We start from the raw sequence: 18,220 nt of genomic DNA, 5'->3' as shown, positions 1-18,220 counted from the left end.
CCTTCAGCCGGGCGGCATTGCGGCACGCAGCCGGTCGGCGACCGCGCGCGTCGCGGCAACCACCTCGGGCGGCTCGAGCACCTCGAACCGGTAGCCCGGCATCGCCAGATGCAGCACGATGCGCTCCGGGTCGTCGCCCCCGGCGGTCACGATGCAACAGTCCGGCCCGTCCGCCTCGATCTGCGCCGAGGACGCGGAAAACACCTGTGCCAGTTGATTTTCCGACGCCTCGAAGCGGACTCGCGCGACGTAGCGGTACGGCGAGGCGGTGATGGCCCGGCGCACGTAGTCGGCCGCGTCGGGAGCCGGGCGCGGGGCGAACGTCGTACCCGCGGCCCTGACGTCGACCATCCGGTCCAGCCGCAGCGTGCGCCAGTCCGCCTTGTCGCGGTCGTAGGCCAGCAGGTACCAGCGGCGTCCGGTGGTGACGAGTTGATAGGGCTCCAGCCGCCGCTCGGTGCTGTTGCCGCGGATATCGGTGTAGCCGAGCCTGATGTGTTCGTGATCCCGGCAGGCCCGGGCCAGCGTCATCAGGTCGTCGGGCGATACCGCTTCCACCGAGCTGCCGCCGGTCAACGTCACCGTCGCGTCGTGCACCGCGGACACCTGCGACCGGAGCCGGGAGGGCATCACCTGGTCGAGTTTGGACAGTGCCCGCAGCGCCGACTCACCGACGCCCGCAACGCTGCCACCGGCCGCCAGCCGCAGACATACCGCCATCGCGACGGCCTCCTCTGGATCGAGCAGTAGCGGAGGCAACGCGGCTCCGGCGCCCAGCTGATAGCCGCCGTCACGCCCCTTACTGGCGTGCACTGGATAGCCGAGGTCGCGCAGCCGCTCGATATCGCGCCGGACGCTGCGCCCCGTGACGCCGAGCCGATCCGCCAGCTCCTGCCCGGTCCACACCCGGCGCGCTTGCAACAGGCCCAGCAGTTGGAGGACCCGGCTCGTCGTTTCGGACATGACAACACTCTGCCGCACTCATAGGACAGAAACAGTCCTAATTGGATGTCAGGCTTTCCTCGTGACCGAAGAACTGGCAGACCAACTCGACTGGCACTGGCAACACCAACTACGCCCCCGACTCGAGGGACTGACCGACGACGAATACTTCTGGCAGCCGGTCCCCGACTGCTGGACCCTCCACCCCGACGGGTCCATCGACTTCAGCTATCCCCCACCGCAACCCGAGCCGTTCACCACCATCGCCTGGCGATTGGCGCACGTCATCGTCGGCGTCCTGGCCATGCGGAACCATTCGCATTTCGGCGGACCGCCGGCCGACTACCAGTCGTGGCCCTACGCCCTCGATGCGCACACTGCGCTGGAGCAGCTCGACGCCGCCTACGGGAACTGGATCGCCGGGGTCCGCGGGCTCGACGACGCCGCACTGGCCCAGCCGTGCGGGCCGGCAGAAGGCCCCTACGCTGACTTCTTAATGGCCACCCTGGTGCTGCACATCAATCGCGAAGTCATTCACCACGGAGCGGAAATCGCCTGCATCCGTGACCTTTACACCCACACCCAGAAAGAGAACTGAGCATGCCCGGACAGCCCGCACCCGCCGCCGACGAACGCCAGACCCTGATCAATTTCATCGCATTCCAGCAGGATGCCTTCGCGGCCGTCGCCTACGGACTCACCGACGAGCAGGCCCGCGCCACCCCATCGGTCAGTGCGCTGTCGGTCGGCGGCCTGATCAAGCACGTCACCGCCGTGCAAGCCGGCTGGGTCGAGCGGGCGGTGGCCGCCCCCGACTTCCCGCCGCCGGACCCGCGGCCGATGGCGGAAATCATGGCCGAGTACGCCGACCAGTACGTCGTGGGCGACGACGAAACCCTCGACGACCTGCTGGCCGCGCTACGCGCGCAGAACGCCGCGACCCTGAAGGCGTTCGCCGACCTCGATCTGGGGACCCTGGTGCCGATTCCCCATGACGTGCCATGGTTCCCGACCGATATCGACCACTGGACGGTGCGCTGGGTCGGGATGCACATCATCGAAGAGCTGTCCCGGCACGCCGGCCACGCCGACATCATCCGCGAGTCCATCGACCGCGCCACCATGTACGAACTGCTGGCCGCGGCAGAGGAATGGCCGGAGACGGATTACCTCAAGCGCTGGCGGCCCGTCGCCCCGTAACTCGAGATCGACGAAATGGCTGCTCCCGGGGGCAGCCATTTCGTCACTCTCGGGGCAGCACCAACGTCAGGGCCGCGTCGACCACCACATCCAGATCCGTGCCGAGCGAACCGGACAGCCACTGCTGGGCCAGTTCGGCCATCGCGCCGGTGTACATGGCCGCTCCCACGCGCGCGGCGACGGGATCCGAGCCGGGGTGCAGTCGGCCGCCCTCTGCCAGGACGGCATCGAGCAGCAGGTCCTGGGTGACGGCCCGGCGCGCGGCCAGCACGGGGTTGGCGCGTGCTTCGGTGAACAGCACCCGTCCGCGCCGCGGATCGGCGGAACCGAAACCCAGTACCGCGGCGGTACCGGCGCGGGTCCGCTCCCGCACCGAGTCGCCGGCGACGGTGATCGCCGCGTCGACCACCGTGGCCAACTCGATGCTCACCTTGTCGTAGACGGCGCCCAGCAGGTCGTCGATGCCGTCGAAGCTCTCGTAGAAGTACCGGGTGTTGAGCCCGCACTCGCGGCACACCGAGCGGACCGACAAGGCCGTCTCGCCGCCGGAGCCGAACAATTCGAATGCGGCGTCGACCAGGAGGCCGCGCCGCTCGGCGCGGCGGTCGTCGAGCGGAATCCCCGCCCATCTGGTCGGTGTCGACATCTCTACAGCCTAGGTCTGGTCACACCCGTCACCAAATACTATTCTGGTTACGACCGTGACCAGAAGGGGTTGACGTGTACCTGCCGCACCAGTTCATCGAGCACCAGCTTCAGCACCGGTTCGACGAGACCATCCGGCGGAACTATTTCCGCGGCATGGATTTCGCGGGCCCGGCCGGCGACCCGGGCTGGTTCGGCCCCGGCAGCGCCGTCTGGCATGTGCACTCACACACCGAGGCCCTGGTCTTCGGCCTGCAGTGCGCCGCGTTCATCGAGCGCCTCGACCCGTCCATCTACTGGATGGGCATGCACCACTCCCGCCTGGTCCAGCGCGACGAGAACGGAGTCGCCAGCCCGGTGATCGACCCGAAGGGCGCGGCCGTCCGGCTGGGTCATTCCATCGCGTTCTTCATCGGCACCGCGTATGGCAGCACCGAGACCGCCGAGAACCTGGCCCGGACCGTGCGCGCCATGCACCACACCATCAAGGGCGTCCGGCCGGACGGCGCCGCCTACGACGCCGACGACCCGGACTGGCTGCGCTGGAACTACGCGACGGTCGTCTGGGGTCTGGCCACAGCGCACGAGCTCTACCACCCAAACCCGTTGCGCGGCAAGAAACTCGACCGCTACTACGGCGAGTTCATCCGGGTCGGTCACGCCCTCGGCGGCACCGATCTGCCGACGACGAAGGCCGAGACCCTGGACTGCCTGCAGTCCTACCTGCCCAAGCTGGCACTGACCTACGGCGCGGCCATGGCCACCGGCCCGAACCTGCCGATGCCGCAGAGCGCGGTCGACTGGGCGGTCCGCGACACCATGCCCAAATGGGCCAAGCAGCTGCTCGGGCACACCGACCCGAACCCCATCGAGCGCACCGCCCGCCGCGCCGTGGTGTGGTCGATCATCAACGGCCTGCACACCGCCGCCGGACCGTTCCCCGAATTCCGGCAGGCCAAGGCCCGGGTCAAAGGCGGCATCGATCCGGAGCTGGCTCCGCACACCGTCCCGACCTACGTGCCCGGCAGCGACCCGGCCCGCAGCCGCGCCGATATCGAGAGCGTCTTCGTCTGACATCCCCGTCGAAACGGCATTCCAGCAGAGAAAGTGCGAGTGACCGCCTGCTGGAATGCCGTTTCGGCGGAGAGGGCCGAAGGAGTGATGCAGGGCACACCTTTTTGGCGGTACCCGCGGTTTTGAGACACTTCACCAATGAGTTCAACGCGGAAGACCCCCCACCGCGAGGGTGCCCGGCTGGACCGGGTGCCGCTGCCCGTCGAAGCCGCCCGCATCGGGGCCACCGGCTGGCAGCTCGCACGGACCGGCGTACGCATCGTCGGCGGTGCCTTCTCCAAGGGCAGCCTGCAGCACAAGGTGCTCAAACAAGTCCCGAAAACGTTCTCCGACCTGGGCCCGACGTACGTCAAGCTGGGCCAGATCATCGCGTCGAGCCCCGGCGCCTTCGGTGAGCCCCTGAGCCGCGAGTTCCGCAGCCTGCTGGACCGGGTCCCGCCCGCTGACAAGGACCAGGTCCACAAGCTGCTGCGCGAAGAACTCGGCGGCGATCCCGCCGACCTCTTCGCCAGCTTCGACGACGAACCCTTCGCCTCCGCCTCCATCGCCCAGGTGCACTACGCCACGCTGCACTCCGGCGAAGAGGTCGTGGTCAAGATTCAGCGCCCCGGCATCCGCCGACGGGTGGCCGCCGACCTGCAGATCCTCAAGCGCGGCGCGCAGGTCGCCGAGATGGCCAAGCTGGGCCAGCGGCTGTCCGCGCAGGACGTGGTCGCCGATTTCGCCGACAACCTCGCCGAGGAACTCGACTTCCGGCTCGAGGCGCAGTCGATGGACGCCTGGGTGGCACACATGCACTCCTCGCCGCTGGGACAGAACATCCGGGTGGCCCAGGTCTACTGGGACCTGACCAGCGAGCGCGTACTGACCATGGAGCGCGTCGAGGGCATCCGCATCGACGACGCCGCCGCCATCCGCAAGGCCGGGTTCGACGGCGAGGAGTTGGTCAAGGCCCTGCTGTTCAGCGTCTTCGAGGGCGGCCTCAAGCACGGCCTGTTCCACGGCGACCTGCACGCCGGCAACCTGCACGTCGACAAGGACGGCAAGATCGTCTTCTTCGACTTCGGGATCATGGGCCGCATCGACCCGCGGACCCGGTGGCTGCTGCGCGAGCTGGTGTACGCCCTGCTGGTCTCGAAGGATCACGCGGCGGCCGGCCGGATCGTGGTCATGATGGGCGCCGTGGGCACGGTCAAGCCGGAGGGCCAGGCGGCCAAGGACCTGGAGGCCTTCACCACGCCACTGACGATGAAGTCGCTGGGCGACCTGTCCTACGCCGAGATCGGCAAGCAACTCTCCACCCTCGCCGACGCGTATGACGTGAAGCTGCCCCGCGAGCTGGTCCTGATCGGTAAACAGTTCCTCTACGTCGAGCGGTACATGAAGCTGCTGGCGCCGAGGTGGCAGATGATGAGCGACCCCCAGTTGAAGGGTTACTTCGCCAACTTCATGGTGGACATCAGCCGCGACCACAAGAACGCCAACGGGAAATCCGAGGAGTAGGCCGGAGGCCGAATCCGACCACCAACATCGCCCGACCGAGATACGAACCGAGATACGAGTAGCCATGCAGCCTGAACGAGACACCACCGCCGAGGTCCGGACCGGCTTCGCCCGCTCGGGTGACCTGGACATCGCCTACGAGGACATGGGCAACCCGGACGATCCGGCGGTCCTGCTCATCATGGGCCTCGGGGCACAGCTGCTGCTGTGGCGCAAAGGCTTCTGCGACAAACTCGTCGAGAAGGGCTACCGGGTGATCCGGTTCGACAACCGCGATGTGGGCCTGTCCACCAAGATCGAGGGCAAGCACTCCGGTTCCGGCCTGCTGCCGCGGATGCTCCGGTCGTACGCCGGCCTGCGGAGCGATGCGGTCTACACGTTGGAGGACATGGCCGACGACGCCGCCGCGCTGCTGGACCACCTGAAGATCGAGCAGGCGCACGTCGTCGGCGGGTCGATGGGCGGCATGATCGCGCAGGTGTTCGCGGCGCGCTACCAGCACCGAACCAAGACGCTCGGCGTCATCTTCTCCAGCAACAACCAGCCGCTGCTGCCGCCGCCCGGCCCGAAGCAACTCAAGGCCATCACGACCCGGCCGCAGGACACCTCACGCGCGGGCGTCATCGCCAACGCGGTCAACGTCGGCCGCATCATCGGTAGCCCCGGCTACCCGACGCCGCTCGACCAGGCCGAGGCCGACGCCGCCGAGAGCTACGACCGTTCGTACTACCCCGTCGGCGTCGCCCGGCACTTCGGGGCCATCCTGGGCAGCGGCAGCCTGCGGCGCTACAACGCGTTGATCACCGCACCGACGGTCGTCATCCACGGTCGAGCCGATAAACTGATGCGGCCGAGCGGTGGCCGCGCAGTAGCCAAGGCCATCCGACGCGCCCGGTTGGTGTTGTTCGACGGCATGGGTCATGACCTGCCCGCGCCTCTCTGGGACAAGATCGCCGGCGAACTGGTTACGACGTTTGCCGAAATCCGTTAGACGTATCGGTCCGGTCACAGACCCCGCCACGCTGGGGGAATGAACACGGCACACGACATATCGGCGGCTACGTTTGCTGTTGAAGCTGACCGTGACGGCGCGTCACACCAACGTCAAGGAACCGGTTGGCAGCCAGGTATTGTGCGGTCACAATTGTGATTTAGTGACCGGCATCACCAGCGAGTGAGGAAGGTCAAGTTAGGTGTTAGAGATGATTCAGGATTCGACTGGGGCCAAAGACATGCGGCCGCATTTCGAGGACATCCAGGCCCATTACGACCTGTCTGACGATTTCTTCGGGTTGTTCCAAGACGACACCCGTAAGTACAGCTGCGCCTACTTCACCGGACCGACCGTCACGATGGAAGAGGCCCAGCTCGCCAATGTCGATCAGCACCTCGAACAGTTGGATCTCAAGCCTGGCATGACGCTGCTGGAGATCGGCTGCGGTTGGGGCCTGACCATGCAGCGCGCCATGGAGAAGTACGACGTCAACGTCATCGGCCTGACGCTGAGCAAGAACCAGCAGGCGTTCTGCACGGAACTGCTGAGCAGCACCGAATCGGACCGCACGCACCGGGTGCTGCTGAAGGGCTGGGAAGAGTTCCACGAGCCGGTGGACCGCATCGTGTCCATCGAGGCGTTCGAGCACTTCGGTTTCGAGCGCTACGACGACTTCTTCAAGAACTGCTACGAGATCATGCCCGCCGACGGCCGGATGACCATCCAGAGCAGCGTGAGCTACCACCCGTTCGACATGTCCGCCCGCGGTAAAAAGGTGACGTTCGAGATGGCCCGGTTCATCAAGTTCATGGCGACCGACATCTTCCCCGGCGGCCGGCTGCCCAGCACGCAGATGATGATCGACCACGGCGAGAAGGCCGGTTTCAACGTCCCGGAGCCGGTGTCGCTGCGCAACCACTACATCAAGACGCTCGGTGTCTGGGCTGCCAACCTGGAGCACCACAAGGAACAGGCCATCGCGATCTCCGGTCAGGTGAACTACGACCGCTACATGAAGTATCTGACCGGTTGCCAGTACTACTTCCTCGATGAGGTCCTCGACGTCAGCCTGGTCACTTACACCAAGACCAAGGAAGCCGCGTAACACCAATCGGCTTTCGTCAGTAGCGCCCCCGGCCTGAGGCCGGGGGCGCTACTGCGTTTCCGGCGGGTCAGTGGTCGGACGCCGACGAGGTCGAACTCGAACTCGTGTCACTGTGCCGGTGCGAACGCTTGTCGACGACCACCGGCGTCGTGCCGGACGTCTCATCCGCCGACGTGTCGGACGTGGCCGCCGTGCCGTGCGCGCCCTTCAGGTGCGACGTCGAGCCCTCGCCCTTGTGGGACTTGGCCTTGTCCCGCGACTTGCCCGACGAGTCGGCTGCCGCACCGGCATCCGGATCAGACACTTTGTCGGTGGACGACGCCGTGGTGCTCGCGGGCGTCGTCGAACTGGTTGACCCGCCGCCACCGGCGGTCGACTTCGCCCGCTTCTTCACCGTGGTTGCCGTCTGCGTCGTCCCCGTCGACGCCCCTGTGGACGCGGTCCCGGTCGAGGTCTCCGCGGTGGTGGTGACGGCGGTGGTCTTCACCGCGGCCGCCTTTGCCGCCAACGGGCTGGCCGTCGGCAGGGTTCCGCTCAGCTTGGCACCGACCGCGGCGGCCCAGGCGTTGATGGCCTTCCCCAGCTGCTGGAACTCGCCCTGAATCGCCAGGCCGATCGACTTCAGCAGGCTCGCGAGGGACTGGGCGATCGCGGTGACGCCCGAGACTACGCCGCCGACGGTCGAGCCGACGCCCCCTGCGACGCCGCTGGCGTACTGCTTGATCGCCTGCTCGATCACGGCGACAGCCAGCTTCGGCGTCCAGTCGGCGTTGTAGATGCCGTAGCCGTCGGCACCGGCGACGCCGTCCTGGGCCGTGTAGATGAACAGCGGGCCGGCATAGGCCAGGGTCTGCCAGGTGTCGATGAGGTTCTTGATCAGGTCGGCCTGGGTCTGCTGGCTCACATCGGTGGTCGAGGCGCCGAACTCGCTGATCCAGATCTTGAGGTTGCCCTCGCCGTACTGTTGCAGCAGCTGGTAGATCGAATTCAATTGAGTCAGTGGAGAATTCGCGACACCGGCACCAGACGAGAAGGGCAGCGATTCCTGGTACGGGTGGAACGACAGCGCGTCGAAGTAGCCGGCGGCGCCGGCGGCCAGCATCTGCTTGACGAACGTCACCGGGTCCAGCGTCACGCTGCCGAAGCTGATGACGCTGCCGAGCGCGCCGGCCACCACGGTGGCGCTGGGGTCGACCGCCTTGATCGCCGGGTAGGCCGCCTTGAGCAGCGCCGCGTAGGCGGTGGCGTCGATCGGATCCGAGGACAGCACGTAATTCGGCTCGTTCCAGATCTCGTACGCCGAGATGGTCGAGCCGTAGCGCTTGGCCACCTGGGTCACGAACGAGGCATAGTCAGCGGGGGTCGGCGTACCGGCGCCGGTGATCGCGGTGGACGAACCCTCCCACGTCGGAGTGCTGGCGATCTCCGCCATGACGCCCATGTTCCGCGCCGCGGCGGCCTGCATGACCATGTCCATGTAGGACCAGTTGTAGGTGCCCTGCGTGGGCTCGACAAAAATCCACGGGACGAAGACCCGGATGTCCTGGACCCCGATCGACTGCAGGGTGTCGAGTGTCTGGTCGATCTGCGCCTGGGTCTGGCCGTACAGGCCCGAGTCGGCGATCCCGATGGTCGACGGCGCGGACACGATCTCCGCGGTGTTCTCGATCTGTGCCGTCGTCAGATTCGACGGCACCGTCGACGGCATGGCGTACGCACAGACCATCGCCAGCGGAAGTATTGCGATAACGCCACGAAACAGGCAGGCACGGAGTGATCCGCGCAGCGACGAGTACATGCGAGCCTCCTTACTCAAGCTCGACCCCCCAGCGAATTATTACGAGGCCGTCGATGAATGGCGCAGACACTACCGCGAATTGTCTTCAAGAATCGACCGAACCGATACAAAAATAAACATACCTATGGTCAACAACCAGCTAGAACGCTGACATCTGCTCACAGCCTGCTGATAGACTCCATACAGACAATTCCAATAATCGGACGGGATTGCACTACATAGCACACGTAATTATCTGTCTCAGCAAATACGAATTACCGTTGCCAAACTCACCATGGCGAGCCCAAACATGCGTCCGGTACATTTTTCGGAATGGCTTGACGTGCACCGGCGGGCAAGAAAGACGGAGGGCGAATCATCGCGATATGGCAGTCAGTTCTGACGTACACCGGCGCTATCGCGCTGTGCGCAGCCATCGCCGGTCTCGCGGTGCGCTGGATTCCGATCGTCAACAGGTTGTTGTTGGCGCTGGCCGCCGGCGTGCCGTACCTGGTTCTCGGCGCTCCGGTGGCTGCCGTGCTGTTCGGCGCCGCAGGAAACTGGCCGCTGACGGCGGTCGCCGTCGCGACCACCGTCGCCGCGGCCGTCGTGCAGGTACCGCTGTTCCGTCGCGCGAAGGCACCGTCGGGCACTGCGCTGCGGTTCCTGTCGGCCAATCTGCGCTACGGGCGGGCCGAGGCCGAACCCGTCGTCCGCTACGCCGAGGAGAGCGCGGACATCGTTGCGCTGCAAGAACTTACGCCTGCTGCGCTGGCACGGCTGGAGGCGGCCGGCCTGGACCGGATGTTCCCGTACCGCGCCCTGCGCGAGATGGACGAGCCAGGCGGGGTGGGCATCTGGAGTCGCTACCCGATCACCGACGTCCGCATCGACGACGGCTTCTGGCTCGGCATGCTGGCCGTCACCGTCCAGATTCCCGGCGCCGGCAGCGGGACCACCGTGATGACCGTCCACCTGTCCGCACCGTGGCCGGACCCCTTGCAGGGCTGGCGCGATGACCTGGCTCGGCTCGCCGACACGTTGCTGAAGGCAGCCCGGGCAAGCTCCGGCCCGGTGCTGCTGGCTGGTGACCTGAATGCCACCCCGGACATGCGCGAGTTCCGGCGGCTGCTGCGGCAGGGCTATCAGGACGCCGGCGCGCAGGCCGGCGCCGGGGTGGTCCGCACGCATCCGGCCGACATCGTCGCTCCGCCGGTCTTCGCCGTCGACCACATCCTGACGAGCGGCTACGTGGCCACCTCGGTGCGGACGCTGCAGGTGCCCGGCTCCGATCACCGGGCGCTGCTGGCCCAGTTGGTCGCGGGCTGACTCAGTTCACCGGCACGTCGAGGATCGGGCGCGGCTCGCCCGCCCCCGGGCCGTTGAAGTGCCACCACTCCCCCGGATACACGCTCAGGCCACCGGCGACCATGGCGTCCCGCAGCCGGGCGCGGTTGGCCTGCTGTGCAGGGGTGACTCCGGTGGTCGCGTAGGCCGTCGCGCGCGGGCTGAAGTCGTCGAAATCGGTTCCCATGTCGACGCCGGTGATGGTCACGTCCACCGACAGACCGGACTCGTGGCTGCGCGCGAACTGGCTGGGTTTGGCGACCCAGTTCGGGTCCGGTACGGCCTGGAACATCCGGACCTGCACCTCGTGCGGCCGGTAGCAGTCCCAGAACGTCAACACCTCGCCGTGCGCGCGCAGAATCCGGGCGGCGGTGGCCAGCCCCGGCGCCATCGATTCGTGGATCAGGCACCGCGCGTCGGCCGGGTACAGCGGTACCCCGACGAAATTGTTGGGAGTGGCGTACCGCAGGTCGATCACCGCGTCGGGGACGACGGTCCGGACGTCGATCAGTCCGGCCGCCGCGGCCTGCGGCGATACCGGCGGCGGCGCGGGTTGCGGTGCCGCCGAGGCCATGCCGAGGTCTGAGCCGAAATTTCCGACGGCCAGCAGAGCGCCCAAGGTGACGGCGAGTGTTCGCACGAACATGTGTCGAGGTTGCCAGATCCCGGCGCCGAATCACCACGGGATCGCAGGATGTCGCTTGCGACCATCTGGCGGTGCGCAGCTCAGCGTCTGGGCGATGTCGCCTTCATTGCGCGCGGAGCCTTTGCAGCTCTCCCTCCGCGTGCCGGCTTCGCCTTCGACGGCACCGGCTCATCATCTGTGGCCTGTGGTGTGGCCAGCCTGTCCATCCACATCCGCAGCGTGGTCACCAACACCGCCGCACTCTGATCCGCATCCGTCATCCCGATGGCTTGAGAAATCGCCAAACCACTTCCGGTCGCCACGATGGCCTCGATCGCTTCGTCGACGCGCGGGTCCGCCGGATCAACGCTCTCCGGTACCAGGTCCTGGACCATCACCCGGACCGATTCCCGGAACCGATCGATGGTTTCCCTGGTCCCCGCGGTCTGATCAGGGTCCGCCAAAGTACTCAACAGGTACTCCGAACTCAGCACGGTGAGCGCGACGTCCGAGGACAGCCGGGACCACCAGACCGCCAGCAGATCGAATCGGTTCTCCATCGAATCCGATTCACCGACAAACATTTCCAGCAGTTTGGTGACTTCCGCCAGATACCGCGTCCGGAGAACTTCGAGGCAGAGCTCCTCTTTGCCCGCAAAGTTGCTGTAGACGGCACCAATGGTGCGTCCGGCGTCGGCCGCGATGGCTGCGATGGACGTGCCGTGATAGCCGTGCGCGTGAAACAGCCGCGCCGCCGAATCGAGCACATCCTGGCGCGTTTGAGCCTGACTCTCCGCGCGGGTCAACACTTTCCGAGTCGCCACTGTGCCCTCCGCACATACGCCAACCATTCGCCGACGGGACGCAAGACTACCGCTTCGGTGCGCCAAATTTGGGATTGCATCCATATTCCAATATGACTACTATCCGAAATGCATCGTGCAGCCGACAGAGGAGTCGATCCATGACCGTTACGCGCACATCGACCAGCACGGCCGAAGGGCATCGATCATGACGGTGACGGTGGTAACGGGCGCCGGCAGCGGCATCGGGCGCGCGACGGCCTTGCGGTTCGCGCGCAACGGCTCCGCGGTCGTCGTGGCCGACATCAACGAACAGACCGGCCACGAAACGGTCGGGCTGATCGAGAACGCCGGTGGCCGTGCGGTGTTCCGCCGGCTCGACGTCGCCGACCTCGCCGACTGGGAGGACTTCACCGACTGGGTATGCACCGAGCACGGCGTGCCAGATGTCGTGGTCAACAACGCGGGCATCCTGATCGGCGGTGGATTCCTGGAGCAGACGAACGCGGACTGGCGGCGGATGATCCAGATCAACATGATGAGCCCCCTGATCGGGTCCCGATTGTTCGTGCAGCGCATGACCGAATCCGGCGTGCGCGGTCACATCGTCAACGTGTGCTCGGTCGGCGCCTTCCTGCCGACGTCCATCGCCCCCTCGTATGTGGTCGCCAAAGCCGGCGCATGGTTCGGCACGCAGGCACTACGTGCCGAGTTCGGGGACAAGGGCATCGGTGTCAGCGCGATCTGCCCCGGACTGATCCGAACCAGCCTGGCAGCCAACGGAACTCGCGGTGGCATGAGCGAAACCGCCAGTTCGGACTGGTCGTCGAAGCTCGCCGCCGGCCATCGCTACATCGGCCGTTCCCCGGATCGCGTAGCGGGTGCGATCGAACGCGCGGTGCGCTGGAATCTGTCGACCGTCCCCGTCGGCATCGAAGCATGGGCCGGCTGGTACCTGTACCGGCTGTCGCCGAGCGCCACCCGCGGTCTGACCGGTCTGTTGTCGATGTCGGTCGCGGACAAGGCTGTTGCCCTGTCCGGCAAGGTCTTCGGAGGAAAGCGATGAAAAACGTCATCATCACCGGCGCGGGCGCAGGAATCGGCCGCGAGACGGCGAAGTTGTTCGCCGCCAAAGGCAGTCGAGTCATCGTCGCCGACAACAACATGCCCGCCGCGAAGGAGACGGTCGAGCAGATCCTCACCGCGGGCGGCCAAGCCGTGGCCTACCGACTGGACGTGTCCAGTGAGGACGAGTGGGAGTCCTTCGGCGCGTGGATGTTTGCCCACTTCGGCGCACCGCATGTGCTGATCAACAACGCGGGCGTCATGGACCTCGGCGGGTTCGTCGAGATGAGTGCCGCACAGTGGCAGCGCGAGATCGACATCGATCTGATGAGCGTCATCTACGGGTCTCGGGTGTTCGCGCAGCAGATGATCGACGACGGGATTCGCGGGCAGATCGTGAATCTGTCGTCGACGGCCGCGTACTTTCCGTCCAAACTCGAGCCGGCGTACGGGGTCGCGAAGTCAGCGGTCCTGATGGCCTCGCAGTCGTTGCGAGTGGAGTTGCGCCGCAAAGGGATCGGCGTCACGGCGATCTGCCCGGGCGCGATCCGCACCAATCTGCTCGCCAACGGTGAGCGGGCCGGGCTCACCGCGGAGCAGCAGGCTGCGTGGCGCGAGAGCGCAGGCGGAATGCAGCGCTATGCCTACACCTCACCGCAGAAGGTGGCCAGGGCGATCGAACGGGCAGTGCGGTGGGATTCGGCCATTGTGCCGGTCGCTCCGGAAGCATGGCTGCTGTACGGGCTGTTCCGGCTCTCGCCCAGTCTCACTCGCGAAATACTCGCCCGCGCGTCGTTCGATCGCATCGAGTCCGTGATCCCCATGGCCGGTAAGGCCCTCGCCCGGCTGACCGGGAAGTAGGAGGTATGGCAATGACATCCACCCCTGAGTTCGAGGTTGTGGTCATCGGTGCGGGTTTCGGTGGCATCAATGCCGGCGTCCGGCTCCGGCAAGCCGGGATCGAGAACTTCGTCATTCTCGACAAATGGAACAAGGTCGGCGGGACGTGGAACGCCAACCACTATCCGGGCGTCGCAGTCGATATTCCGTCGTTCATCTATCAGTTCAGCTATCACCAAAAGGGCGACTGGTCACGGCTGTTCGCGCCGGGCCACGAAATCCAGGCGTACGCAGAGGAGGTCGTGGACGCCCACGGCCTGCGGCCAAAACTGCGCTTGGGCACCACGGTCACCGGATGCCGGTTCGATGAGGCGAGCGACATCTGGCGGGTCAGCACCGACTCCGGCGAGTTCACAGCCCGGTTCATCATCGCGGGCATCGGCGGCCTGGAGGTGCCGAACCTGCCTGATATCGCAGGCATCGACAGCTTCGCCGGGACGGTGTTGCACACCGCCGCCTGGGATCACAGTGTCGATCTGCGGGGCAAGCGGGTCGGGGTGATCGGCACGGGAGCCAGTGCGCTGCAACTGATTCCGGAGGTCGCCAAACTCGCCTCACACCTGACGGTGTTCCAGCGTACGCCGATCTGGGTGGCACCCAAGCCGGATTGGCACACCGGGCCGGTCACCAAGGCGGTACTGGGCACTCCGATGCTGCGCCGGCCGCTGCGCGCCATCGGCCTGGCCGGCGTCGAGGTCGGAATCGGCGCAGGCATGCTGCACGGCAGGCGGCTGATGCCGCTGATCCGCGGTGCCGAGGCCGCCCTGAAACTATGGATGCGCACTCAGGTCAAGGATCCGGCGACGCGTGAGAAGCTCACCCCCAAGTACCTGCCGGGCTGCAAGCGGCCATCGATGCACAACGAGTACTTCAAGACCTACAACCTGCCGCATGTCGACCTGGTGACCGACCCGATCGAAAAGGTCACCCCCGATGCGGTGGTCACCGGGGACGGCGCGGCGCACGAGATCGACGTGTTGGTCTGCGCCACCGGCTTCAAGGTGATGGCCAAGGGCAGCACCCCGCCGTTCCCGACCCTCGGCCGTGACGGGGTGGACCTCAACGAGTTCTGGGAGGCCAACCGCTACCAGGCCTACCAGGGCGTCTCGGCACCGAAGTTCCCCAACGCCTTCCTCGTCATCGGCCCGTACGCCTATGCGCCGGGCTCGTATCTGGTGTTGATCGAGTCGACCGGCGACCACGCCGTGCGCGTGATCACCGAGGCGCGCCAGCGCGGAGCCACCCGGGTTGAGGTCCAGCAGGAGCCGCACGACCGCTTCTTCGAGGACATGCAGAAGCGCGTCGCCCGTACCCCCCTGGTGACCCCGGCATGCGGTGGCTCCAACACCTACTACCTCAATCATCACGGAGATGCCGCGGCGTTCCGCCCGACCACCGTCCTGGAGATGCGTTGGGCGAACAAGCATTTCCCGCTGTCGGACTACCGGTTCACTCGGCACACGGTGCAATCGAACCAAGGTGTGAGCGCATGAGCGCGACACCTCAATTCGAAGTCGCCGTCATCGGCGCCGGACCCGGCGGGATTGCCGCAGGTGTGAAACTCCGCAAGGCCGGCATCGACGACTTCGTCATTCTCGAGCGCGCGGACGATGTCGGCGGCAGCTGGCACGAGAACCACTACCCCGGTCTCGGCGTGGACATTCCGACCATTGCGTATCAGTACTCATTCGAGCGCAACGCGAACTGGGATCGTTTCTTCGCCAAGGGCGCGGAGGTCAAGCAGTACCACGTCGACGTCGCCCGGAAATACGGGCTGTACCCGCGTATTCGGTTCAACACCAACGTCGAACGCGAAGAGTGGGATGACACCGGCAGCTTCTGGAAGCTGCACACCGCCGACGGCTCCGTCATCACGGCACGTTTCTTGATCAGCGCGGTGGGTGCGTTCGTGCGGCCCAAGGAGGACATCGGGATCGCCGGGGCGAAGTCGTTCAAGGGCAAGGTGCAGCGCCCGTCCGACTGGGACGACGACTACGACATGACAGGCAAGAAGGTCGGCATCATCGGCACCGGAGCCAGTGCGGTGCAGATCATTCCGGCAATCGCCCCGCAGGTCGGCCAGCTGACGGTATTCCAGCGCACCCCGGTGTGGTCGATTCCCAAGCCGGACTTCCAAGTGCCCACGGCCATGAAGAAACTGCTGGCGATCCCCGGTTTGCAAGCCACCATCCACGGGGGCGTGCTGGTCGTGATCGACCTGATTCTTCGTGGGGCACTGAGGACGTCGCATGCCACACTCGATCGTGCCGATGCCTTCTGCATCCGCGGCTATCGCAGATACGTGGCCAGCACAGTGCACGACCCGGAGACGAGCGCGAAGCTGACGCCGAACTTCGGTCTGCTCGCCAAGCGGCCGACGATGTCCAACGGCTACCTGCAGGCCTACAACCGCGCCAACGTATCGCTGGTCACCGATCCGATCGAGAAGATCACTCCGACCGGTATCCGAACCCGCGACGGCGTGCACCACAAGTTCGATGTGCTGATCCTGGCCACCGGATACGAGGTGTTCTCTGATCCGGAAACGTATCGCCCGGGAACCATCCTGGGCCGCAACGGTTTCGACCTCGCCAAGTTCTACAACGAGGAGGGGCTGCAAGCATATGAGAGCGTCTCGGTGCCCGGGCTACCCAACCGGTGGACACTGTGCGGCCCGTACTCATGGACCGGGTCGGGCTGGCACGCCTTCGTGGAAATGACCGCCGACCACGCCGTCCGCGCCATCACCGAGACCCGGCGTCGCAACGCACAGGTCTGCGAGGTCCGCAAAGAAGCTGCCGACGCCTACCACCGCGCGACCTACCAGCGAGCCGGACTGCTGCGCTACTACCTGGCGGACCTCAACGGACACGTCCCCACCTATTACCGCAATTCGCAAGGCGACACCACCTACATCCGACCCTCAGGCTTTTTCGAAGCGAGCCGCGGCAACCGAAAGTTCCCGCTTGACGACTACCGCTACGAAATCGCGGCCGCTATCGAGCAAGTCCCGGCATGAGCGGACTCGACTCCGTGACCATCGAGTTGCCCAGCCGCGCGAGCCTGTCGCTACGCGTCGCCGATGCGTTGGGCCGCAGAATAATTCGGCCCTCGTTGGACGCGATCGCGCGGTTGGCATGGCGCGGCGGCACCCCCGCCTTCCGCATCGCCAACCTCGCCGACCTGCTCACCTTCCCGCTGCGGGCGCCCCGCGGCACGCGCCGCCGTGCACTGCGTTTCGCCGACTTCCGCGCGGAATGGCTGTGGCACAAGACGATCGCGGGCCCAGCCGATGTCATGGGCGGTGCGATCCTCTACTTCCACGGCGGCGGCTTCGTCACCGGCGGGCTGCACAGCCATCGCCGGATCACGGGCCGTATCACCCGCGCCGCGGGCGTCCCGCTCTTGAACGTGGACTACCGCCAGCTGCCGGCAGCCCACATCACGGAAACTGTCGCCGACGCGCTCCACGCATACCAGCACCTGCTCGGACTGGGCTTCGCCCCCGAAAAGATCGTGTTCGCCGGTGATTCCGCGGGCGGCGGCCTGACCTTCGCGACGGCGCTGGCGGCACGTGAGCGCGGATTGCCGATGCCAGGCGGCATCGCCGTCATCGCGCCGTGGGCCGATCTGGATCCGGCCCGCAGGCTTGCCCACCCCAACGATCGGACGGACGCCGTACTGTCGGCCTTCACGCTCTCGGTCCCGGCCCTGGTCGGTTTCGCGGCCGGAGGCGATCTGGATCCGCGGTGGTCGCCGGTGAACCACGACTTCACCGGACTCCCAACGGTTTTCATCCAGGTCGGCTCGACCGAAGTGCTGCTGGCCGACGCCGAACAGTTGGCTCAGTGCTGTCGTGAGGCGGGAGTCCGCTGCACCGTGCAGATCTGGGATCGCGCACTGCACGTCTTCCACGCCGGCGCCGACGTCCTCCCGGATGCCCGGGCCGCCATCGCGGACATGGGTCGCACCATCCGCGCGTTCGTCCAGGCTGAAGCTGCGGCCCTCCCCGGCCACAGCACGGCGGCGTGATCACCACGCCCCAACCGGTATTCAGACAGCGCATCACCGCGTCGAGGCGTGGTCCATTGGTTCGTCTGACTCAGCGGGGGTGCCACAGACGGCGGCCTTCTACTGCGGTCTCGTCGGCCACCGGTCGGGGTGCGGTCGCGCGGAACCAACTCTGCCACTGGCTCACGGACGAGTCGGTGCGAAAGCGCCCGCAACCCCCTGGCTTGCA

At 66.3% G+C, this 18,220-nt stretch carries 17 protein-coding genes; 12 read left to right on the top strand and 5 right to left on the bottom strand.

Annotated elements, in window-relative coordinates; all coding sequences use genetic code 11:
* Nucleotides 1-3: 3 nt before the first annotated feature.
* On the bottom strand, nt 4-963 hold the full coding sequence (locus tag ACNO8X_RS08725) for a helix-turn-helix transcriptional regulator (RefSeq protein ID WP_418004968.1): 960 nt from the start codon (nt 961-963) through the stop codon (nt 4-6).
* Between the two features lie 61 nt (nt 964-1,024).
* On the opposite strand from ACNO8X_RS08725, the gene ACNO8X_RS08720 reads away from it, so the two are divergent.
* Together ACNO8X_RS08720 and ACNO8X_RS08715 are read left to right on the top strand one after the other, a co-directional pair.
* Nucleotides 1,025-1,540 carry a DinB family protein gene (locus tag ACNO8X_RS08720; protein WP_418004967.1) on the top strand — a complete coding sequence of 172 codons (516 nt, stop codon included), beginning with the start codon at nt 1,025-1,027 and terminating at the stop codon, nt 1,538-1,540.
* A gap of 2 nt (nt 1,541-1,542) precedes the next feature.
* Entirely contained in the window at nt 1,543-2,142 is a 600-nt protein-coding gene (locus ACNO8X_RS08715) for a DinB family protein (protein ID WP_418004966.1), read from the top strand.
* Between the two features lie 43 nt (nt 2,143-2,185).
* Here the strand turns inward: ACNO8X_RS08715 and ACNO8X_RS08710 are convergent, their stop codons facing one another.
* Nucleotides 2,186-2,788 (bottom strand): TetR/AcrR family transcriptional regulator, encoded by a 603-nt coding sequence (locus ACNO8X_RS08710; protein ID WP_043401625.1) that lies wholly within the window; start codon nt 2,786-2,788, stop codon nt 2,186-2,188.
* A 74-nt stretch (nt 2,789-2,862) separates the two neighbouring features.
* On the opposite strand from ACNO8X_RS08710, the gene ACNO8X_RS08705 reads away from it, so the two are divergent.
* The 4 genes from ACNO8X_RS08705 to ACNO8X_RS08690 all read left to right on the top strand — a co-directional run bounded on the left by ACNO8X_RS08705 (nt 2,863) and on the right by ACNO8X_RS08690 (nt 7,463).
* Nucleotides 2,863-3,861 carry an oxygenase MpaB family protein gene (locus tag ACNO8X_RS08705; protein WP_260937317.1) on the top strand — a complete coding sequence of 333 codons (999 nt, stop codon included), beginning with the start codon at nt 2,863-2,865 and terminating at the stop codon, nt 3,859-3,861.
* Nucleotides 3,862-3,999: 138 nt separating this feature from the next.
* Complete coding sequence (locus ACNO8X_RS08700; protein WP_418004965.1) at nt 4,000-5,364, top strand: ABC1 kinase family protein; 1,365 nt, start codon at nt 4,000-4,002, stop codon at nt 5,362-5,364.
* 64 nt (nt 5,365-5,428) lie between these two features.
* A complete protein-coding gene (locus tag ACNO8X_RS08695) occupies nt 5,429-6,355 on the top strand; it encodes an alpha/beta fold hydrolase (protein ID WP_418004964.1) in 927 nt (308 codons plus the stop codon).
* Nucleotides 6,356-6,566: 211 nt separating this feature from the next.
* Complete coding sequence (locus ACNO8X_RS08690; RefSeq protein ID WP_418004963.1) at nt 6,567-7,463, top strand: cyclopropane mycolic acid synthase family methyltransferase; 897 nt, start codon at nt 6,567-6,569, stop codon at nt 7,461-7,463.
* 67 nt (nt 7,464-7,530) lie between these two features.
* On the opposite strand, the gene ACNO8X_RS08685 is transcribed toward ACNO8X_RS08690, so the two are convergent.
* Nucleotides 7,531-9,261 (bottom strand): cellulase family glycosylhydrolase, encoded by a 1,731-nt coding sequence (locus ACNO8X_RS08685; protein ID WP_418004962.1) that lies wholly within the window; start codon nt 9,259-9,261, stop codon nt 7,531-7,533.
* 429 nt (nt 9,262-9,690) lie between these two features.
* Here ACNO8X_RS08685 and ACNO8X_RS08680 point away from each other — a divergent pair, with 429 nt between their 5' ends.
* The gene (locus ACNO8X_RS08680; RefSeq protein WP_418004961.1) at nt 9,691-10,569 is read left to right on the top strand and encodes an endonuclease/exonuclease/phosphatase family protein; all 879 of its coding nucleotides are present in this window, start codon (nt 9,691-9,693) and stop codon (nt 10,567-10,569) included.
* Between the two features lies 1 nt (nt 10,570).
* Here ACNO8X_RS08680 and ACNO8X_RS08675 read toward each other — a convergent pair whose 3' ends face one another.
* Nucleotides 10,571-11,233: a M15 family metallopeptidase gene (locus ACNO8X_RS08675; RefSeq protein WP_418004960.1), complete on the bottom strand. Its 663-nt coding sequence runs from the start codon at nt 11,231-11,233 to the stop codon at nt 10,571-10,573.
* 80 nt (nt 11,234-11,313) lie between these two features.
* Complete coding sequence (locus tag ACNO8X_RS08670) at nt 11,314-12,036, bottom strand: TetR/AcrR family transcriptional regulator (RefSeq protein ID WP_418004959.1); 723 nt, start codon at nt 12,034-12,036, stop codon at nt 11,314-11,316.
* Nucleotides 12,037-12,223: 187 nt separating this feature from the next.
* Here ACNO8X_RS08670 and ACNO8X_RS08665 point away from each other — a divergent pair, with 187 nt between their 5' ends.
* Genes ACNO8X_RS08665 through ACNO8X_RS08645 form a run of 5 tightly spaced genes read left to right on the top strand, consistent with a single transcriptional unit; the run spans nt 12,224 to nt 18,012 of the window.
* Nucleotides 12,224-13,081, top strand: coding sequence for an SDR family NAD(P)-dependent oxidoreductase (locus ACNO8X_RS08665; protein WP_418004958.1), 858 nt, complete (start codon nt 12,224-12,226; stop codon nt 13,079-13,081).
* Nucleotides 13,078-13,941, top strand: coding sequence for an SDR family NAD(P)-dependent oxidoreductase (locus ACNO8X_RS08660; protein ID WP_418004957.1), 864 nt, complete (start codon nt 13,078-13,080; stop codon nt 13,939-13,941). The genes ACNO8X_RS08665 and ACNO8X_RS08660 overlap by 4 nt, the downstream gene beginning before the upstream one ends.
* A 5-nt stretch (nt 13,942-13,946) precedes the next feature.
* On the top strand, nt 13,947-15,473 hold the full coding sequence (locus ACNO8X_RS08655) for a flavin-containing monooxygenase (protein ID WP_418004956.1): 1,527 nt from the start codon (nt 13,947-13,949) through the stop codon (nt 15,471-15,473).
* Nucleotides 15,470-16,999: a flavin-containing monooxygenase gene (locus tag ACNO8X_RS08650; RefSeq protein WP_418004955.1), complete on the top strand. Its 1,530-nt coding sequence runs from the start codon at nt 15,470-15,472 to the stop codon at nt 16,997-16,999. The genes ACNO8X_RS08655 and ACNO8X_RS08650 overlap by 4 nt, the downstream gene beginning before the upstream one ends.
* Nucleotides 16,996-18,012 carry an alpha/beta hydrolase gene (locus ACNO8X_RS08645; protein ID WP_418004954.1) on the top strand — a complete coding sequence of 339 codons (1,017 nt, stop codon included), beginning with the start codon at nt 16,996-16,998 and terminating at the stop codon, nt 18,010-18,012. The genes ACNO8X_RS08650 and ACNO8X_RS08645 overlap by 4 nt, the downstream gene beginning before the upstream one ends.
* Nucleotides 18,013-18,220 lie beyond the last annotated feature (208 nt).

It is taken from the genome of Mycobacterium sp. PDNC021, assembly GCF_048282635.1.
GTDB classification, from domain to species: Bacteria; Actinomycetota; Actinomycetes; order Mycobacteriales; family Mycobacteriaceae; genus Mycobacterium; species Mycobacterium llatzerense.
Note: the sequence above shows the minus strand (reverse complement) of the source record. Positions and strands in the feature narration are given on the sequence as shown.

Excerpts from the sequence above, each read along its gene's own strand:
- ACNO8X_RS08715 (WP_418004966.1), top strand. The coding sequence starts at position 1,543 with ATGCCCGGACAGCCCGCACCCGCCGCCGACGAACGCCAGACCCTGATC.
- ACNO8X_RS08665 (WP_418004958.1), top strand. The coding sequence starts at position 12,224 with ATGACGGTGACGGTGGTAACGGGCGCCGGCAGCGGCATCGGGCGCGCG.
- ACNO8X_RS08655 (WP_418004956.1), top strand. The coding sequence starts at position 13,947 with ATGGCAATGACATCCACCCCTGAGTTCGAGGTTGTGGTCATCGGTGCG.
- ACNO8X_RS08685 (WP_418004962.1), bottom strand. The coding sequence starts at position 9,261 with ATGTACTCGTCGCTGCGCGGATCACTCCGTGCCTGCCTGTTTCGTGGC.
- ACNO8X_RS08675 (WP_418004960.1), bottom strand. The coding sequence starts at position 11,233 with ATGTTCGTGCGAACACTCGCCGTCACCTTGGGCGCTCTGCTGGCCGTC.
- ACNO8X_RS08695 (WP_418004964.1), top strand. The coding sequence starts at position 5,429 with ATGCAGCCTGAACGAGACACCACCGCCGAGGTCCGGACCGGCTTCGCC.
- ACNO8X_RS08645 (WP_418004954.1), top strand. The coding sequence starts at position 16,996 with ATGAGCGGACTCGACTCCGTGACCATCGAGTTGCCCAGCCGCGCGAGC.
- ACNO8X_RS08725 (WP_418004968.1), bottom strand. The coding sequence starts at position 963 with ATGTCCGAAACGACGAGCCGGGTCCTCCAACTGCTGGGCCTGTTGCAA.
- ACNO8X_RS08710 (WP_043401625.1), bottom strand. The coding sequence starts at position 2,788 with ATGTCGACACCGACCAGATGGGCGGGGATTCCGCTCGACGACCGCCGC.
- ACNO8X_RS08650 (WP_418004955.1), top strand. The coding sequence starts at position 15,470 with ATGAGCGCGACACCTCAATTCGAAGTCGCCGTCATCGGCGCCGGACCC.
- ACNO8X_RS08700 (WP_418004965.1), top strand. The coding sequence starts at position 4,000 with ATGAGTTCAACGCGGAAGACCCCCCACCGCGAGGGTGCCCGGCTGGAC.
- ACNO8X_RS08660 (WP_418004957.1), top strand. The coding sequence starts at position 13,078 with ATGAAAAACGTCATCATCACCGGCGCGGGCGCAGGAATCGGCCGCGAG.
- ACNO8X_RS08690 (WP_418004963.1), top strand. The coding sequence starts at position 6,567 with ATGATTCAGGATTCGACTGGGGCCAAAGACATGCGGCCGCATTTCGAG.